Source organism: Veillonella sp. (assembly GCF_018364065.1).
In the GTDB taxonomy this organism is placed as follows: Bacteria; Bacillota; Negativicutes; order Veillonellales; family Veillonellaceae; genus Veillonella_A.
The window spans coordinates 65,404-83,051 of the sequence record NZ_JAGZMO010000001.1; the positions used below are offsets into that span (position 1 = coordinate 65,404).

12 protein-coding genes are annotated in these 17,648 nt (G+C 43.4%); 7 read left to right on the plus strand and 5 right to left on the minus strand.

Annotated elements, in window-relative coordinates:
- Positions 1–56: 56 nt before the first annotated feature.
- The 4 genes from KHZ77_RS00260 to KHZ77_RS00275 all read left to right on the plus strand — a co-directional run bounded on the left by KHZ77_RS00260 (position 57) and on the right by KHZ77_RS00275 (position 7,137).
- Positions 57–1,418, plus strand: coding sequence for an anion permease (locus KHZ77_RS00260; protein ID WP_295194497.1), 1,362 nt, complete (start codon positions 57–59; stop codon positions 1,416–1,418).
- Between the two features lie 160 nt (positions 1,419–1,578).
- A complete protein-coding gene (locus KHZ77_RS00265; RefSeq protein ID WP_295194500.1) occupies positions 1,579–2,871 on the plus strand; it encodes a M18 family aminopeptidase in 1,293 nt (430 codons plus the stop codon).
- 4 nt (positions 2,872–2,875) lie between these two features.
- A complete protein-coding gene (locus KHZ77_RS00270; protein WP_295194502.1) occupies positions 2,876–3,568 on the plus strand; it encodes a hypothetical protein in 693 nt (230 codons plus the stop codon).
- A gap of 122 nt (positions 3,569–3,690) precedes the next feature.
- Positions 3,691–7,137 (plus strand): pyruvate carboxylase, encoded by a 3,447-nt coding sequence (locus tag KHZ77_RS00275; protein WP_295194503.1) that lies wholly within the window; start codon positions 3,691–3,693, stop codon positions 7,135–7,137.
- 295 nt (positions 7,138–7,432) lie between these two features.
- Here the strand turns inward: KHZ77_RS00275 and KHZ77_RS00280 are convergent, their stop codons facing one another.
- Positions 7,433–8,008 (minus strand): GNAT family N-acetyltransferase, encoded by a 576-nt coding sequence (locus KHZ77_RS00280; protein ID WP_295194505.1) that lies wholly within the window; start codon positions 8,006–8,008, stop codon positions 7,433–7,435.
- A gap of 338 nt (positions 8,009–8,346) precedes the next feature.
- Here KHZ77_RS00280 and rlmD point away from each other — a divergent pair, with 338 nt between their 5' ends.
- Positions 8,347–9,714 (plus strand): 23S rRNA (uracil(1939)-C(5))-methyltransferase RlmD, encoded by a 1,368-nt coding sequence (gene rlmD / locus KHZ77_RS00285; protein WP_295194507.1) that lies wholly within the window; start codon positions 8,347–8,349, stop codon positions 9,712–9,714.
- A gap of 19 nt (positions 9,715–9,733) precedes the next feature.
- A complete protein-coding gene (locus tag KHZ77_RS00290) occupies positions 9,734–10,537 on the plus strand; it encodes a restriction endonuclease (protein ID WP_295194509.1) in 804 nt (267 codons plus the stop codon).
- Between the two features lie 125 nt (positions 10,538–10,662).
- On the opposite strand, the gene KHZ77_RS00295 is transcribed toward KHZ77_RS00290, so the two are convergent.
- Genes KHZ77_RS00295 through dcuC form a run of 4 tightly spaced genes read right to left on the minus strand, consistent with a single transcriptional unit; the run spans position 10,663 to position 15,919 of the window.
- Entirely contained in the window at positions 10,663–11,892 is a 1,230-nt protein-coding gene (locus tag KHZ77_RS00295) for a M20/M25/M40 family metallo-hydrolase (protein WP_295194511.1), read from the minus strand.
- A 40-nt stretch (positions 11,893–11,932) separates the two neighbouring features.
- Complete coding sequence (locus KHZ77_RS00300; protein WP_295194512.1) at positions 11,933–13,378, minus strand: M20 family metallopeptidase; 1,446 nt, start codon at positions 13,376–13,378, stop codon at positions 11,933–11,935.
- Positions 13,379–13,429: 51 nt separating this feature from the next.
- Complete coding sequence (locus KHZ77_RS00305) at positions 13,430–14,632, minus strand: MFS transporter (protein ID WP_295194514.1); 1,203 nt, start codon at positions 14,630–14,632, stop codon at positions 13,430–13,432.
- A gap of 15 nt (positions 14,633–14,647) precedes the next feature.
- Positions 14,648–15,919, minus strand: coding sequence for a C4-dicarboxylate transporter DcuC (gene dcuC, locus KHZ77_RS00310; protein WP_295194516.1), 1,272 nt, complete (start codon positions 15,917–15,919; stop codon positions 14,648–14,650).
- 226 nt (positions 15,920–16,145) lie between these two features.
- Between dcuC and KHZ77_RS00315 the strand changes: the two genes are divergently transcribed.
- On the plus strand, positions 16,146–17,483 hold the full coding sequence (locus tag KHZ77_RS00315; RefSeq protein ID WP_295194519.1) for a hypothetical protein: 1,338 nt from the start codon (positions 16,146–16,148) through the stop codon (positions 17,481–17,483).
- The last annotated feature ends 165 nt before the right edge of the window (positions 17,484–17,648 follow it).

Sequence of the window (17,648 nt, forward strand, 5' to 3'; positions counted from 1 at the left end):
ATAATGAGGGGATATCATTTATTTAAACAAAGTTGTTGAGAAAAGGTGGGCATGGTATGAAGAAGTATATGTCATGGATTATTCCGATTCTGGTCGGCGTAATCATATGGTTTGTGCCAATTCCTGAAGGTTTGAAACCACAAGCTTGGCACTTGTTTGCAATATTTGCAGGCACAATTTTGGGATTTATTTTACAGCCTTTACCAATCGGTGCTGTATCAATTATCAGTATTGTAGTGGCATCCGTAACGCAAACTCTTAAAATCAGTGAAGGCCTTGCAGGCTTCGGTAACTCATCCATCTGGTTAATCGTTGCGGCATTCTTATTCTCTCGTGGATTTATTAAAACCGGATTAGGTAAACGTATTGCTTACACATTAATCAAAGCCGTAGGCAGTAACTCGTTGAAACTTTCCTATGCGCTCGTAATCAGTGACTTGATCTTAGCACCTGCTACGCCATCCAATACGGCGCGTGCAGGCGGGGTTATTTTCCCGATTACCCGTTCCCTTGCGTCCGCATTCGGTTCGGAACCGGGTCCTACATCCCGTAAAATCGGTGCATTCCTGATTCAGTCCATTTATCAGGGCAATACGATTACGTCCGCCATGTTCATGACGTCCATGGCCGGTAATACATTGATTGCGTCCCTCATTGCGCAGTCTTTCAGTGTTACCTTGACTTGGGGAGAATGGGCGATTGCATCCATCGTTCCGGGCCTCGTAGCATTAGCAGTAATGCCGCTCATCCTGTACAAAATCTTCCCTCCTGAACTGAAAGATACTCGCGATGTACAGTCTCAAGTAGCAGGAGAGTTGAAAGAGTTGGGACCAATGAGCTTTGCTGAAAAAGTTATGCTCGGCGTATTCATTCTTTCCCTCGTATTGTGGGCTACCGGTCAAATAACAAAGCTGGATGCAACTACCGTTGCGTTACTCGGTGTAGCCATTCTGCTTGTGACCCGCGTTTTAGTTTGGTCCGATGTGACTGAAGAAAAAGGCGGCTGGGATACATTGATCTGGATGGGCACCATGATTGCCTTGGCAGGCCAGCTTAATAAATTGGGATTCATTAAATGGTTTGCCGGTATTGTTGGCGCTGAAATGGTCGGCGTTAATTGGATTATGGCCTTTGCGCTATTAATTCTGATTTATATGTACTCACATTACATCTTTGCGAGTCTTACCGTACATATTACAGCTATGTACGTAGCTTTCGTAGCCGTAGCGATTGGAGCCGGTACGCCTCCAATGCTCGCTATGCTGGCATTCGCTTTCTTCTCAAACTTATGTATGAGCTTGACTCACTACGCAGCCGGTCCTTCGCCAATCTGCTTCAACGCAGGGTATATGTCTCAAAATACCTGGTGGCGCCTGGGCTTTTTTGCTTTGTGTTTATTAGTGATGGTCAAGGTATAATCTGAATTTAATAAAGGTATAATCTGTGTTTACTAAGTGTGCAGTGTATAGTCTGTCATTAATACATGCGTTCAGTTTGTATTTTTATAATGCACAATTTATGTTTTCCTAGCATATGTGATATAATTAACTATATATTGTCAAATTCAAGAGGTGAATTATGAACACAGTAGCAAAATTATTAGACTACATTGATAAAAGTACATCCCCATATCATACAGTATTGACATCGGCTCAGATTTTAAAAGAAGCCGGTTTCAAAGAATTGAACCTTGGTGACGAGTGGCAACTCACACCGGGGGATTATTATGTTAAGGTGTATGACTCCACATTGATGGCATTTCACATCGGTGCCGACATGCGTGAATCCCTTCACGTGGCATCGGCACATACGGACTTCCCGGCACTTCGCGTAAAACCGAATCCGCTCTTGGAGCGCAAGGGGTATGGCCGTTTAAATGTGGAATCCTATGGCGGCCTTATTTTAAATACTTGGCTTGATCGTCCGTTATCTATGGCCGGTGCAGTTGTATGCCGCACGAAAGACTCTTATGAGCCTACTGTGCATTATATTGACGTACAGCGTCCATTGTTGACGATTCCAAACTTGGCGATTCATATGAACCGCCAGATTAATGACGGGGTGGCATTGAATAAACAAAATCACATGCTCCCATTATTTATGATGTCCGGCCAGTTACCTGGCGACTCCACGCCGCTGGAAGAAGAATGGCTTACATTCCTCAGCGAAGAAGTGCCTTGTAATGCAGACGACATCATTTCTTACGAATTGACGATTTATCCGGTAGAAGGTGGCACCACTTTCGGCCGCAACGATGAATTCATCAGTTCGTCCCGTCTTGATAATTTAACGTCCTGCATGGCTTGCTTGGAAGGTATTAAAGCGGCGAAACAGGTGAATGTACCGGGTCTTCGCATGATTGCCTTATTCGATAATGAAGAAGTGGGCAGCCGTACGAAACAGGGCGGTGCTTCCATGGTGTTACCACAAGTTCTGGAACGCATTTATATGAGCCAGGGCTTTACAAAAGAAATGATGTACGCCGATATGGGCCGCGGATTTATGATTTCATCCGACGTGGCACATGCGTACCATCCAAACTATCCTGAAAAGAATGACATCACCAACATTCCTGTACTTAACAGCGGTGTAGTGTTGAAAATTGCTTCCAGCCAGTCTTATGCAGGCGATGCGAAAGCCATCGGCGTAGTGTCTACGATTTGCGAAGAAGCAAACATTCCTTATCAGGTGTACGTAAATCGTTCCGATATTCCGGGCGGTTCCACCGTAGGTTCCATTTCGTCCGCCATTTTGCCAATGCGCACCATGGACGTAGGCGTACCTTTATTGGCTATGCACTCCGCCCGTGAAACGATGGGAGCTCAGGATCAGGAAGCGTTGGAAAATCTGATGAAGGAGTTTTTAGGCTAAATATATGTTAACTACGTATACATCGTTTCTATCGGACGTTTTAACAACGCCGTTAGGGCAAACTGTATTAGTGGGTGCCCTGTTTCTGGCGGGCATCGGTACATCCCTTGTGCCGGAAACGGTAGCCACTATTTTGCCGCGCTTAGTCGGTCATGTATATAAGCGTATGTACTACGCCATCGGGATGGTAGCATCCGTTATCGGCGTAGGGGTGATAGGGTCCTGGATTCTGGGACCCTATACCATTGGCCGCTGGTCATATATAATTTGGAGCCTGCTCCTCATTATTATGTCCTTGCAGTCATTGGAACTGGTGGCATTTATCCATCCGGTTCCATTTTCAAGCCGCGAAGATCGTCGTTTGGCGCGCAAAGCCACTACGTGGCAGCGTTCGCTGTACATCGTGTGGCGCGGTATTAAGAGCGGCCTCAGTTGGCGCTATGACAGATTGCCTATTTACATCTGGCTCGTAGCTACCATTGCTGTAGCCGGTTGGAAATTGGCGTCTTTTTTGATTATATCCTTTATAGTAGGGTACTTGATTCCGGTCTTTTGGCTGACCGGTCGATTAGAGCGCTTAGGTCGTGTGGTAATACAGCCTAATTATCGCGTTCGGGTGCTGTGGTTTAAACGCATCATGGGCGTAGTTATGATTTTAGAAGCATTGTATTTTTTCGGACTGTTTCAGATGTATTAATGAAACGCAAAATGCTTGCAATATATGTATTGTGTATACATAAAAGAAATAGGTTGTATTCATAATTGAATACTTCTACAATATTAAGTATATCAATATTGAATATTGAGGGAGGAACACTGATGAAAGAAATTAAATCTGTATTGGTTGCGAATCGTGGCGAGATTGCAATTCGCGTATTCCGTGCATGTAATGAAATGGGAATTCGTACAGTAGCTATTTACTCTAAGGAAGATTCTCTATCGCTCCATCGCAATCAGGCGGATGAAGCATATTTAGTCGGCCGCGGTAAAAAACCGGTTGATGCGTATTTAGATATTGAAGACATTATTCGCATTGCACATGAACATGATGTAGATGCCATTCATCCCGGCTACGGCTTTTTAGCTGAAAATGCTAAATTTGCTAAACGCTGTGAAGAAGAAGGCATTATTTTTATTGGCCCGCGTCTTGAACATTTGGAAATGTTCGGGGATAAAGTAAATGCCCGTATTCAGGCTAAACTGGCCGATATTCCAATGATTCCGGGCAGTGACGGACCTTTAAACAGCTTTGAAGAATTGGAAGAATTCGCGAAAACTCACGGCTTCCCATTGATGATTAAAGCCGTAAACGGTGGTGGTGGCCGCGGTATGCGTGCAGTTGACTCCATGGCAGATCTTCGCGAAGCTTACGATCGCGCTAAATCCGAAGCGAAAATGGCATTCGGCGATGATGATGTATATGTAGAAAAACTCATCGTTGAACCTAAACATATTGAAGTACAGATCATCGGTGACGAACACGGCAACGTAGTTCACTTGTACGAACGCGACTGTTCCGTACAACGTCGTCATCAGAAAGTAGTTGAAGTGGCACCTGCTTATGCAGTTCCTGTTGAAACTCGCGAACGCATCTGTGAAGCAGCTGTTAAGCTTATGAAAAACGTCAACTACGTTGGCGCCGGTACTGTTGAGTTCCTCGTAACAGAAGACGGCAATTTCTACTTCATCGAAGTTAACCCTCGTATTCAGGTAGAACATACAATCACAGAATTAATTACAGGTATCGATATTGTACACACACAGATCCGCGTAGCGGAAGGATACGAATTGTTCGACCCTGTAGTAGGCATGCCTCAGCAGAAAGACATTCACTGCACAGGCCTTGCGATTCAGTGCCGTATTACAACAGAAGATCCAAGCAACAACTTTATGCCTGACACCGGTAAGTTGATGGCGTATCGTTCCAGCGGCGGTTTCGGTATCCGTCTCGACGGCGGTAACGCATTCACCGGCTCCGTTATCACACCATACTACGACTCCTTGCTTGTAAAAGCATCCTCCTGGGCATTGACTCCGGAAGAATCCATTCGTAAAATGGTGCGCTGCTTGCGTGAATTCCGTATTCGCGGCGTAAAAACCAACATTCACTTCTTGATCAACGTAATGGAAAACGAAACATTTATCTCCGGTAAATGTAATGTTAACTTCATTGACGAACATCCTGAATTATTCGTATTTAAACAAGTTCGCGACCGCGGTACAAAAATGATGCGTTACATTGCTAACGTAACTGTAAACGGCTATCAGAATTTGGGCGCTCAGGAAATTCCTGATTTTGAACCAATCAAAATGCCTCCAATGCTTGCAGGTGAACCACCGGCAGGTACCAAACAGAAATTTGATGAGTTAGGACCTGAAGGCTTCAGCAAATGGCTCATGGGTGAACAGAAAGTTTACTTCACTGATACAACTTGGCGTGATGCTCACCAGTCCTTATTCGCTACACGTCTTCGTACAGCCGACATGGCTCGTGTAGCCGGCGAAGCGGCTCGCGGTGTGCCTAACTTATTCTCCTTGGAATGTTGGGGCGGCGCTACTTTTGACGTAGCGTATCGTTTCCTTCACGAAGATCCATGGGAACGCTTGCGCATGTTCCGTAAAGAAGTGCCTAACGTACTTCTTCAAATGTTATTGCGCGGTGCCAATGCAGTAGGTTATACAAGTTATCCTGACAATGTTGTTCGTAAATTCATCGAATTGTCCGCTAAAAACGGCGTGGATGTATTCCGCGTATTCGACAGCTTGAACAGCTTGGATAACATGCATGTGGCTATCGACGAAGTTCGAAACCAGAACAAACTGGCAGAAGTGGCACTTTGCTATACCGGTGATATTTTAGATGCAAGCCGCACTAAATATAACTTGGAGTATTATGTAAAAATGGCGAAGGAACTGGAAAATGCCGGTGCCAACATTATCGCTATTAAAGATATGGCCGGTCTTTTGAAACCACAGGCTGCTTACAACTTAGTATCCGCATTAAAAGATGCGGTTCAAGTGCCAATCCACTTACATACTCATGAAGGGGCAGGCAATGCGATCTACACTTACGGCCGTGCTATCGACGCCGGCGTTGACGTAGTCGACGTAGCGTACTCCGCATTTGCAAACGGCACAAGTCAGCCAAGCATGAACAGCTTGTACTATGGTTTAACAGGCCATGAACGTCAGCCTGAACTTGATGCAGATTACATGGAACGCATGAGCGAATACTTTGCGTCCATCCGTCCTTACTACAAAGGCGTGGACAAAGCAAGCTCCTATCCTAATACTGACGTATATCAACACGAAATGCCGGGCGGCCAGTACTCCAACTTGCAACAGCAGGCGAAGAGCGTAGGCCTTGGCGAACGTTGGGACGAAATTAAAAAAGTATACCATCAGGTTAATATGATGTTCGGCGATATCATTAAAGTAACGCCATCCTCTAAAGTAGTTGGGGATATGACACTTTACATGGTACAGAACGACTTAACCGAAGCTGATATTTACGAAAAAGGCGATACATTGGACTTCCCTCAATCTGTAGTGGAATTCTTCCAAGGCTACTTGGGCGAACCATACCAGGGATTCCCTGAAGAACTTCAGAAAATCATCTTGAAAGGCAAGAAACCATTGGCCGGTCGTCCTGGCAAATTCCTCGATGACGTTGATTTCGAAGAAGTTCGTAAACACTTGGTAGAAATGGGCTCTTCTGCAACAGATGAAGATGTAATCGCATACTGCTTGTATCCAAAAGTATTCAGCGACTACGTGGAATTCCTCGGCGATTATGCAGACGTTTCCAGTTTAGATACACCAAACTTCTTCTTCGGCATGAAGCGCGGTACTTCCATTCACGTTAACATTGAAAAAGGTAAAATGCTTATTATTAAACTCATTCACATCAGTGAAGTGGATGAAGACGGTAACCGTACAGTAAGCTTCGAATTCAATGGTCAGCCACGTGACATTAAGATTCGCGACAAACATGTGAAGACTACCGGTGTTGTTCGTCATAAAGCAGACAAATCACAACCTGGTGAAGTGGGCGCAACCTTGTCCGGCTCCGTTGTTAAGATCTTAGTAAACAAAGGCCAGCTCGTAACTAAGGGTGAACCACTCATCGTTACCGAAGCCATGAAAATGGAAACAACTATTACAGCTTCCGTTGACGGCTTAGTTGCTGAAATCTACGTTCGTGAAGGCAGCCGCATCGAAAGTGGCGATTGCCTCATCAAACTCGAAGAAGGCAAAGCAAGCTAATAGGATCTATCTAATTGGCTCTAGGCTTAAATACAAGATAAGCTATATAAAAAGAGGCTCAGTCAATCGACTGAGTCCTTTTTGCGTTTAAATTTGAAGTTTTATGTTTTGTTCTATAGCCCTGTGGTCTACTATATAACCTGTAGTTTGGCCTATAACTCTATGGCTTATCCTATAACTCTGTGGTTTACCCTATAACTTTAAGTCTTATTCTATAACGTTATGTCGAAGCCCATGACACTGTGTTTTTTATATATATTATATGGGGGCTACATTAAATAAGTGAGCTATATTATTAAGGAATAAATTTCAGGGCAGTGAAAATTCTATCCCACGGTTTATGGTAAATGGCATATAAATAGGGGCCCAGGAAACGCTTCATCAGTTCATTGTATTCCGGTTCTTTTACATCGCCGCCACTGGCCAGCATATCATATACCACATTGGATTCGTGAACGGTGTAGTGCATCGGCACATAGCCGTTGCGCTCATAAAAGCGACTGCGAATTATGCGCTCATCGTATTTTTCGGCCGCCGGGTTTAACTCTTCCATATATAAACATAGACGGTGGTGCGGGTACAACTCTCTAACTTTCTTTAAAAACTCACTACCGTAACCTTTGCCTTGATGATGTTCCGGAACGGCCATGAACATAATGCAAATAATATCTTTGTATGGAATTAGGTAAGCGAAGCCGATGAAGTCAGATATGGTGTCATCAAATTCAGTTTTATCAAATTTATGGTCATCAAGTTTAGCGTCATTAAGTTTTGTGTCATTAAGTTCATCGCCATCACGGTTAGAGGGGGCTTGCTTATTGTTGAAGAAGGCAATCATTTGTGCGTAGCCGGTTAATGCCCGATAGGACAACAGAAACCAGGGGAGTTGCTCTAGCGTGGGAAACGATGAACGATAGAGCGCTTTTATGTCATAATAAGTTGAATCTTTAGAAATGATAGGTTTATATGTTAACATGCAGTTCTCCTTGATGAGTTCTCCTTGATGAGGTATGAGTCTGTGTGATTTTACTATTATAACATCAATTATGTAGAAGGTGTTATATCTTTAATTACATAGCAAGAGTCACATCGTTAATTATACGGTAAGTGTTATAGCCGTTTTCAGTGCAGCTTCCGGGATTGTATGATATGATATAGTATGATGTAAACATAAATAGAAATATAAGTATATGAAAAGGAGTTAATCTTATGAAAGAATCTGTGCCTGTCGCAAAGGGCCAAATGTACGATGTGCGTATTAACGGACTTGGAAACAGCGGTGAAGGGGTAGGACGTTACGAAGGTTTTACGGTGTTCGTTCCCTTTGCTTTGCCTGATGAGCTTGTGAAGGTTCAAATCGACCTGGTTAAAAAGAAGTACGCCGTTGGTAACGTTGTTGAAATCTTAGAGCCTTCCAAGCATCGTAAAGAGGCGGAATGTCCTGTATACGGTACCTGTGGGGGATGCCAGCTTCAACATGTTACCTATGAAGAACAACTCAATTTGAAAACGCAAAAAGTGCGGGATATTATGGAGCGCATCGGCAAATGTGATCCGAATGTGGTGTTGCCGGCGTTGGGGCCTAAAACACCTTGGCATTACCGTAATAAAATGCAGATTCCGGTTGGTGGAAAGACGGGTCAGGCGGAATTGGGTTTCTTCGCTATGGGATCTCATTCCATCGTGCCGTCTACAAACTGTAAAATTCAGGATGACGGTAATAATAAAATTGCCGACGTGTGTGAGCGCTTAATAAACGAATCCGGATTAGAGCCATATAACGAAATTACCGGTGAAGGTGAGATTCGTCATATTGTAGGGCGTATCGGGAAGAGCGGCTGGATGGTTATTGTCGTGTCTACTAAGGATATATTAGCTAATGCAGACCATTGGATTGAAACGATTCGTCGTGAAATTCCTGAAGTAACCAGCATTGTGTTAAATCATAATCCGAAAAAAACGAATGTTATCATGGGGCGTGATTGCAAACTCCTTTGGGGCGAGGAAACAATAACCGATATGATCGATGAATTGAACTTCCGTTTATCGCCACATTCTTTCTTCCAGGTAAATCCGGAACAGACTTCAGTTTTATATAAGAAAGCGTTGGAATTTGCCGAACTGACAGGTAATGAAACGGTAATCGATGCGTACTGCGGTACGGGGACCATTTCGCTGTTCTTGGCTAAACAGGCAAAACATGTTATCGGTATTGAAATTGTAGAACCGGCTATTGTAGATGCGAAGGCCAATGCGGAGCGAAACGGTATTACCAATACGCGATTCATTGCGGCTGATGCGGCAGAGGAAATGCCTCGTCTTTTAAAAGAAGGCGTAAAGGCTGACGTAATCGTGTTCGATCCAATCCGTGCAGGCTGTAAAGAAAGCGTTTTAAAAGCGGCAGCGGCTATGAAACCGAAACATATGGTGTACGTTAGCTGCAACCCTGCATCTATGGCAAGAGACATCGTTGTACTTCGTGATTTGGGGTATGAAGTAGAGACCGTGCAGCCTGTGGATATGTTCCCGCAAACAAGTCACGTTGAGGCCGTTTCAAAACTTATGAGATTAGAGTAAATGAGATGGGGAGTATTTTATGGCAATAAACGTATTTGGTGACACAGTAATTCAATGTTGTAATTGTAATAAAACCTATTCTATTGGCATAAGTTCATTTGAAAAAGAGAGCTATGTCTATAAAGAGGGAACAGAGGATGGTATGGGGGCTGAAATTTCTCATGAATTTTATAGTTGTTATGTCTGTGATAAGTGTCAAAATGAAATGGAAGTGTTGATTAGAGCTTTTGAATACCCTGTGGATGTTTTATCTTATTTTGATTCTAAATCGAGTGATTGTGTAATCTTAAAAGAACCAGAAATTTTAATTGATTATTATAATGAATCATTTACCGACTATGATTTAGGTAAAATCTATCAAGATATAGATAAAGTTAATACTATAATAAATCGAGTATTAAGGGATAAAAATGAACTGTATACATTGACTCCAAGAGAGTTTGAAGAATTGGTTGCGGAGATTTTTAGACAGCAAGGCCATATTGTAGAATTAACTCCAAAGACAAGAGATGGGGGGTATGATATGATGGCTACAAAAACTATTGGAGGCATTTCATACGCATCATTAATTGAGTGTAAAAGATATAACCCTGAAAATCCTGTTGGTGTTCACTTGGTGAGGAGTTTAAGGGGGGTTCTAGCAGATAAAAACGTTAATAAAGGTATTTTGGTTATCACGTCAAGATTTACAAAGGATGCTATAAAGTTTGCTGAAAATCAAGCGTATTTAATATCATTGATAGATGGTGAGGCACTATATAATATGATACTAGCACAAAATGCAGTCATGCCTTTCGATCTAATGATTAAGCAGTTTAATTAAAGGTTATAATTTGTGTCTTATATCTATTGGGCGAAAATTAATATTAATGATTACTATTATAAAAAAGCCATGCAGTTTATTCGTAACTGCATGGCTTTTAATAGTATAGCGTGGATAATTTATCTTTATCTTTTTGGAATTTGAGCCTCTGTTACTCCCGGAAGTCCTGCCATTAAAAGCAAGAGTAGTAGGTCTCTTTGTGGGCCCAGCCATGCTTCTGTAGGGTCAAACCATTCAGAGGTAGTGTGGACGCCGCCTTCGTTGCCGCCGCGGCCAAGGCTGAGTGCAGGGATTCCCATAGAAATAGGAATGTTAGCGTCTGTGCTTGTTTCATCGCGTAATTCCGGTTCGATGGATAAGGCTCGGCAAGCAGTTTCAGCTAACTGTACAATTAAGCAGTCATCGGCCTGTGTGCCGGCAGGGCGGGAGCCTACTTGAACAATATCTGCACGCACATTCAGGTCAGACTCATTAGTTGTGTTACGCAGATTTTCAGCTTCAATGGCCTCATGAATAGCATGTTTCGCCTCACTTTCTAAACGTGCCAGTTCAGTGGGGCTGTCGGAGCGAATATCCAATAGAAAACTTGCTTTGGCTGCCACGGTGTTGATAGAAGTACCGCCGGAAATGACACCTACATTAAATGTGGTTTTTGGACTGTCAGGCACTGTAAAATCAGCTATTTTAGCAATGGCTCGGCCCATGGCATGGATGGCGCTGGGGCGACCAAAGTCGGCAAAGCTGTGGCCTCCTGGACCGTGGAATGTTACTTCATAGCGAGTACTTCCTGTGGCGCGATGCACAATACCTCCCAGTGTCGGCGTATCCAAAGAGATAAAAGCCGCAATGTTATTGGGTTGACGGAAAATATGTTTCACACCACGCAGGTCTCCGAGACCTTCTTCGCCGGAATTAGCGCAGAATACAATATCTCCTTCGAAGGTCAGTCCGGAAGCTTTAATAGCGCGGATTATGGTGAGAAGATCGGCGAGGCCGTGCGTATCATCATTGATACCCGGCGCATACCATATACTATTTTCCTCACGTGGTGTGAGTGGTGTATCCATGGGAAATACTGTATCTGTATGTGCGGCAATCATAATTTTAGGGCCGTTACCCACACCGCGCAGTGTACCCATGGCATTATCTTCTTTGTCTATATGCACATTTTCAAGACCCAGAGCTTCGAATTTATCTCTCATAGCTTTCGCTTTTTCCTGTTCCTGATTGGAGAATGCCGGAATTTGTACCAGTTCCAATAGTTCGGTCAGCATGTTTTCGTGATCGTCTTGAAGAAATTTAAGCGCTTTTTGGACACGATCATCCTGCATTAGTTTGTTTATGATTTCTTTCATATAATGAATTCACTCCATTTCCTGTAGGACTGTAGAAGTATTAACGATGTGGAGCCGGTTTTACTTCCGGTGGAATAGGGCACACATATTCCTTCCCTTGCATGCGTTCTTTGAATTCATCACGAATCTCTTTAACCAGTTCCGGTTCTTGCATGAGACGAACAGCGGCCAGAGCCATAGTTTTACCGGATAGGAGCAATCCTTTATGAGCCAGTGGGGACTTACCTTGGGCCACTTGTTGCCATGAGTGATTAGGCGTGTTATTTGCATAGCAAGTGGTGAGAACCTGTACGACCGGAGTATTCCAGCTTACGTCGCCCATATCGGTGCTGGCGGAAATCGGTTTTTCCGTAGGGGTGTATGGATAAATTGTATCCATGATGAGCTTGCCTTCGATGAGTTTGCCAAGTTCACGGGCTTTATCGGGATCGTAAATCATATCCAGGATATCTTGGCTGTAGGTGCGGTCACTACCGACTAAGGAGTCCTTAATTTTCTGCGCATAAGCTAAATCTTCTTCGGTGATAGGTTCCGGTCCGAATTCCATCATGCAATCGTGGGCCAATTTTTCTAAATGGCGGTTAGGAATAATATTGGAGCTGCCGCGGTCAAATACAATTTCCAGTTCTGTTTCTGTCATGAGAGCGGCCCCTTGTGCAATTTTTACAATACGCTTGTAAATATCGTTAGCCTGTGGCAGTTGTGGTGTACGAATCTGATATAGGACAGCTGCTTCGGCCTGAACTACGTTTGGAGAAGAGCCGCCGGTATTAGTAATGGCATAATGAATGCGAGCTTCCTGAATGACATGTTCGCGAAGGAAGTTGGCCCCTACGTTCATGAGCTCCACAGCATCGAGAGCACTGCGCCCTAAATGAGGGCATGCACCGGCATGAGCGCTTTTTCCGTGGAATTTAAAGCAGCACTGCAACGTAGCAAGGAAATTATAACCGGTAATGCTGTTTTCATAGCTTGGATGACAAGTGAGGGATACATCGACATCGTCAAATAAGCCGGCGCGGGCCATATAGGCTTTACCGGAACCGCTTTCTTCGCCGGGACAGCCGTAATAGCGGATAGTGCCTTCGATTTGATGTTCTTTTAAATAATCCTTCACAGCTACAGCCGCAGCCAGTGCAGAGGCGCCGAGAATGTTATGGCCACAGCCATGACCTTTGCCGCCTTCTACTTCCGGAGATTGTTCACTGGCGCCTGCTTTTTGCGAAAGCCCATACAGAGCGTCGTACTCGCCTAAGATGCCGATGATTGGCTTTCCGTGACCATATTCGCCGATAAAAGCAGTCTCCATATCAGCGAGGCCTTTTTTTACGGTAAAACCTTCTTTTTCTAAGGCATCGATTAGGCAATCGGCGGACTGGAATTCTTCAAAACGCGTTTCTGCATAGCCCCAGATTTTATCATTCACATCAAAGAACAATTCTTTTTTATTTTCAACTAATGCTTTAATCTCATCTTTTAGTGCCATGTTGGCTACCTGCCTTTCATAACTAGTCATTAGATTTTAGTAAGGATATATTTAGGGATGAATCTCTTTTTTATCTCGTATTGTTAAGGCCGTTATTGTGCTCAGAATGATAACAAGGATAACGAAACCGAACACTGCATCATAGGAACCTGCAAAGAGGGAAATTAAATAGCCCATTACTACAGGTGCTATAATGCCGGCCAACTGTTGTCCGAATATAATAACGCCGGTTGCCGTGCCCACTTCGTTGGTGGCCATGCGCTGCATAGGCATCATGTAAACGGTAGCCGAGGCGATACTCATGAGAACAGTCACAATCGTTAATAGGGTAAAGCCGGCAAAAATACTATCCACGCGGAGCATGGCATACATGAGGACGGCCCCTAAAAACAGGGACAGGGACAACATCAATTTTTGACTCTTCTGAAACCGTGTTTCCAAAAGATAACTGCTGAAGTTCATAAGTATAAAGGATACGATCCAAGGCACCGTAGACAATGCGCCCATATGGATCATGTCGAGGCCTTTAACTTCCAGCCAGTAAGAAGGGAGCCATGCATTGAGGCCCCAGATGAAAACGCCAAGACCGAACTGAACAAATGCGAGTTTTAAAATGAACGGGTTTCGCATCATGTGCAATAAGCTAACCTGACTTTCCTGCTTGGCGCCTTTTTCAGTTGGTTTCGGATGATAGAATTTTGCTAGAAGCAGTGTAATAATCAGTCCGATAATGCCAAAGAAGAAAAACATGGCGCGCCAGCCGAACCAGGCCGTTGAAAGGGCACAAAAGAATGTACCGAATGCTATACCCATGGATCCGGCCGATACTTGGAACGCTTTGGCACGACCGCGTATTTCCGGTGGAAAGAGTTCTGCAATGGCTACAGACGTAATGGAAGCGAAACCGCCTTGGCTGAAGCCTAATAGGAAACGTACGCCGACTAGCATGAGAAACGTACTTGTCATACCGGTCATGGAGGAAAATACAGCCCAAAGGAAGACGATACTTAAGAGTGATTTACGAGTGCCGAATCGGCTAATAAGATAACTGCCTGAGAGCGTCATAAGCGAATACATAAGAAAGAAGCTACTCATGACGGCGCCCATCTGGCCCGTAGTTAGAGAGAGTTCCTCACGAAGGAAAACGGCCGCAATATTAATGGCCTGTCTATCTACATAGCCGAATCCCCAGGCAACAAAAATTAGAAAAAGCAGAAACCAGCTTTTCTTTAACGAATTAACTTGCAACTTCATACCTCCATCTAGCTTTTATAAAACGAGAAGCATCATTACGATACCGGCTGCGATACATGGAATGGCATTGCGTTTCGTAAGTTCCATTGGATTGACACCGGCCATTTTCGCGCAGATAATACTTACGCCGGCAACCGGTGACATGCAGCGCCCCAGATTACCTGCGGCCTGAACAACGGCCCCCATATCGGCGACTTGCAGTCCGAATGAAGCCGCATGAGGTGTAACGGCACCATTAAAGGCAAGTACAGCGGCATTACCGGAACCGGAAATAGCGGCGAGTATAAACGGACCAAAAGTGGCGGATACTTTGGCAAGAGCAGGCGAGTTAGCCATTGTATCAATGAGTGCAGCAGTAAGACCAAGAACGTTCATGCCTTGAATGAACATAGCCGCTGCGGCAATAAGACAAACAATGTTGGCGAAGCCATCGCCGGCACCTTTAAAGAATGTAGAAGAGAAGTCTTTAATATTAGGCCGTGTTACAAGAAAGCAAAGTAATGTACCGAGCAACATGGCATTTGTAATTGAAATTGTAGGAAGAAGCTTTACAGCCGGGCTGGCTAAAATCAATATTACGATAGGAACGAGAGGCACGATGGCATATAGCGGATTAATCTTTTCTGCTTTTTCAGACGTTTCAGATGTTTCTTCCACAATTGATGCGCTGGCTGTATTTAACTGGATACCTTCCTTGGTAAATTTTGCAATGGCAAACAAAATAAGGCTACTTACAAGAACGCTGATGAATGCTTTTGGTGCAAAGCTTTGAATAATCGTCATTAAATCGCCGTGCGCCAGATCGGCTACTTGTACAAGGAATGGATTGGCCGGACTCACACTGGAACCCCATGTACCAAGTAATACTGTGCTGGCAGCCATAGTAGGTTTGATGCCAAGTTTAATAAGAACAGGAATTAGAATAGCACCAACGGCCGCTGCCAAACCTGATGCACTAATCAGGGAAATGTTGATAAGCCATACTAAAATGACTGTAGCAGGAATAATAATAAACTTAACACGATGTAATAATTTAGTGATTGCTAAAATCAGATGCTGACTGCATCCTGTTTTGTCTAGAACTAGACTGAAGCCCATAGTTATACAGATAATAGGCGTTAAACTCTCGTTGATCAGTGATTTTGAGAAGGCGGCCAGTGATGACATCATATTGCCGCCGATGAATGACATAATAAGACCGGAAAGCATGAGAACAACGCGAGTTTCATAATTCCTGACAATCGCCCAGAAGGTCAGAATTACTAAAATAATGCCGGTAATAATCATAAAAAATCCTCCCTAAATAAATTTTTAATTTACTTACAATTACAGACAAAAAAACATTTAAAGACGACTTCCTTTATTAGTCCTTATGTTATAGAATAAAGATATAGATGTCAATGATAAAAAGTGAGAATAGCAATGCCAATTAGTAATAAATACTCTTTCATTGTTTCTAATCTTTAAGTATGATATATGTAAGGATTAAAAAATTAGACGTTGAGGTAATTGTATGAAAATATTTGGAATTATGAGTAACTCTCGTGAGGTACTAACACAAATTGAAGAAGTGGCTAACACCGTTTTCAATCCGAAAACGACTTCATATAAAGCGTACTGCTATGAAAACACCAGTGAAATTCCACACATAATTCAATCGGAAATGGACGTTGTTGACGGTTGGATTTTCTCCGGTGAAACACCGTTGGAACACGCGAAGCCGTATATGAGCAAGGAAACTCCGGCTGTTTCGTGTAATTTAAACGGCCTTGAGATTTACCGATACTTGCTGCAGTGTTTGGCTCTGTCGAAACATCATGAACTGCGCGTCTCCATTGATTTACCTTTAATTGGCGTTAAGATTTGGAATACCGTCATAGAAGAGTCAGGCATTTCGTTTGATAAGGTGCATTTAGTGTCTTACGACTCGATGCACATTGATGAAAATGATGCTAATGTTGCTACTGAACATAAAGCCTTATGGGATGCAGGCAAAATCGAACGGGTGCTAACGTCTTCAACGAAGATTCGTAAAGAGTTGGAACGGCTTAACATCCCGGTGATTCAAATGCACGGCAGTAATTTTACCATTCACAATGCATTGTTAAAGCTTAAAGAAAAACGCATGCAACGCCGTTTGGTGGAAAATGAAGTGGCGTTGATGCGGATCGAGACAATAGATATAGAAAAGCTCATGGTTACGTCCACCGGGTCATTACAATTTCAGATGCTAATGCTACGGCTCAAGGAAAAAATCTTGGAACTCTGTCAGGAGCTGCAAGGATCTTACATGGTAGAAAAAGAAAATGGCCGTTTTGAAGTATTTGCGACGCGCGGTATTATTGAACGGAATGCGCATAAAATTCGAAATGCTATTGAAGACATTCGGCTGAGCCTTACGATTGATGTTATGGCCGGTATCGGCTTCGGCTATGTGGCCTTTGATGCACAGCGTAATGCATGGCGTGCACTTTCCTATGGAAAGCAACAAGAGCCACGGCAAGCTATGGTAGCCATTGATATGAACAATAATATTAAAGAGAATATGGGGACCGAGCATCCGCTTACATTCACATCCTCTCTGGAAAATCCGGACATTTTGAAACGTCTTGAATCCGTTGGCGTAGGCACACGGAACTATATGCGTATATGGGCTATTGCACAGAAGCTGGGACATGGTTTTACGTCTAATGAATTAGCGCAGCAGATGGGTGTTACCGATCGCAATGCACGCCGCATTATTAAAAATCTGTTGGCGGCTGAATTGGTAATCTGTGTGGGCGAAGAAGCTTTGACTACACGGGGACGCCCTACAAAGAAATACAGTATGAATCCGAAGTTTCAACCGTAATAAATGGATACTGGTAACCGTGAAATATAGATACTAATAACCGTAATATATAGATACTGGTAACTGTAATATTTAGATACTAGAAAGTGAACAATAGCATTGGAAATGGCATTGGAAATGGCATTGGAAATAGTATTGAAAATAGTATTGTTAGGAAATATTAGC

Excerpts from the sequence above, each read along its gene's own strand:
- KHZ77_RS00260 (WP_295194497.1), top strand. The coding sequence starts at position 57 with ATGAAGAAGTATATGTCATGGATTATTCCGATTCTGGTCGGCGTAATC.
- KHZ77_RS00265 (WP_295194500.1), top strand. The coding sequence starts at position 1,579 with ATGAACACAGTAGCAAAATTATTAGACTACATTGATAAAAGTACATCC.
- KHZ77_RS00270 (WP_295194502.1), top strand. The coding sequence starts at position 2,876 with ATGTTAACTACGTATACATCGTTTCTATCGGACGTTTTAACAACGCCG.
- KHZ77_RS00275 (WP_295194503.1), top strand. The coding sequence starts at position 3,691 with ATGAAAGAAATTAAATCTGTATTGGTTGCGAATCGTGGCGAGATTGCA.
- rlmD (WP_295194507.1), top strand. The coding sequence starts at position 8,347 with ATGAAAGAATCTGTGCCTGTCGCAAAGGGCCAAATGTACGATGTGCGT.
- KHZ77_RS00290 (WP_295194509.1), top strand. The coding sequence starts at position 9,734 with ATGGCAATAAACGTATTTGGTGACACAGTAATTCAATGTTGTAATTGT.
- KHZ77_RS00295 (WP_295194511.1), bottom strand. The coding sequence starts at position 11,892 with ATGAAAGAAATCATAAACAAACTAATGCAGGATGATCGTGTCCAAAAA.
- KHZ77_RS00300 (WP_295194512.1), bottom strand. The coding sequence starts at position 13,378 with ATGGCACTAAAAGATGAGATTAAAGCATTAGTTGAAAATAAAAAAGAA.
- KHZ77_RS00305 (WP_295194514.1), bottom strand. The coding sequence starts at position 14,632 with ATGAAGTTGCAAGTTAATTCGTTAAAGAAAAGCTGGTTTCTGCTTTTT.
- dcuC (WP_295194516.1), bottom strand. The coding sequence starts at position 15,919 with ATGATTATTACCGGCATTATTTTAGTAATTCTGACCTTCTGGGCGATT.
- KHZ77_RS00315 (WP_295194519.1), top strand. The coding sequence starts at position 16,146 with ATGAAAATATTTGGAATTATGAGTAACTCTCGTGAGGTACTAACACAA.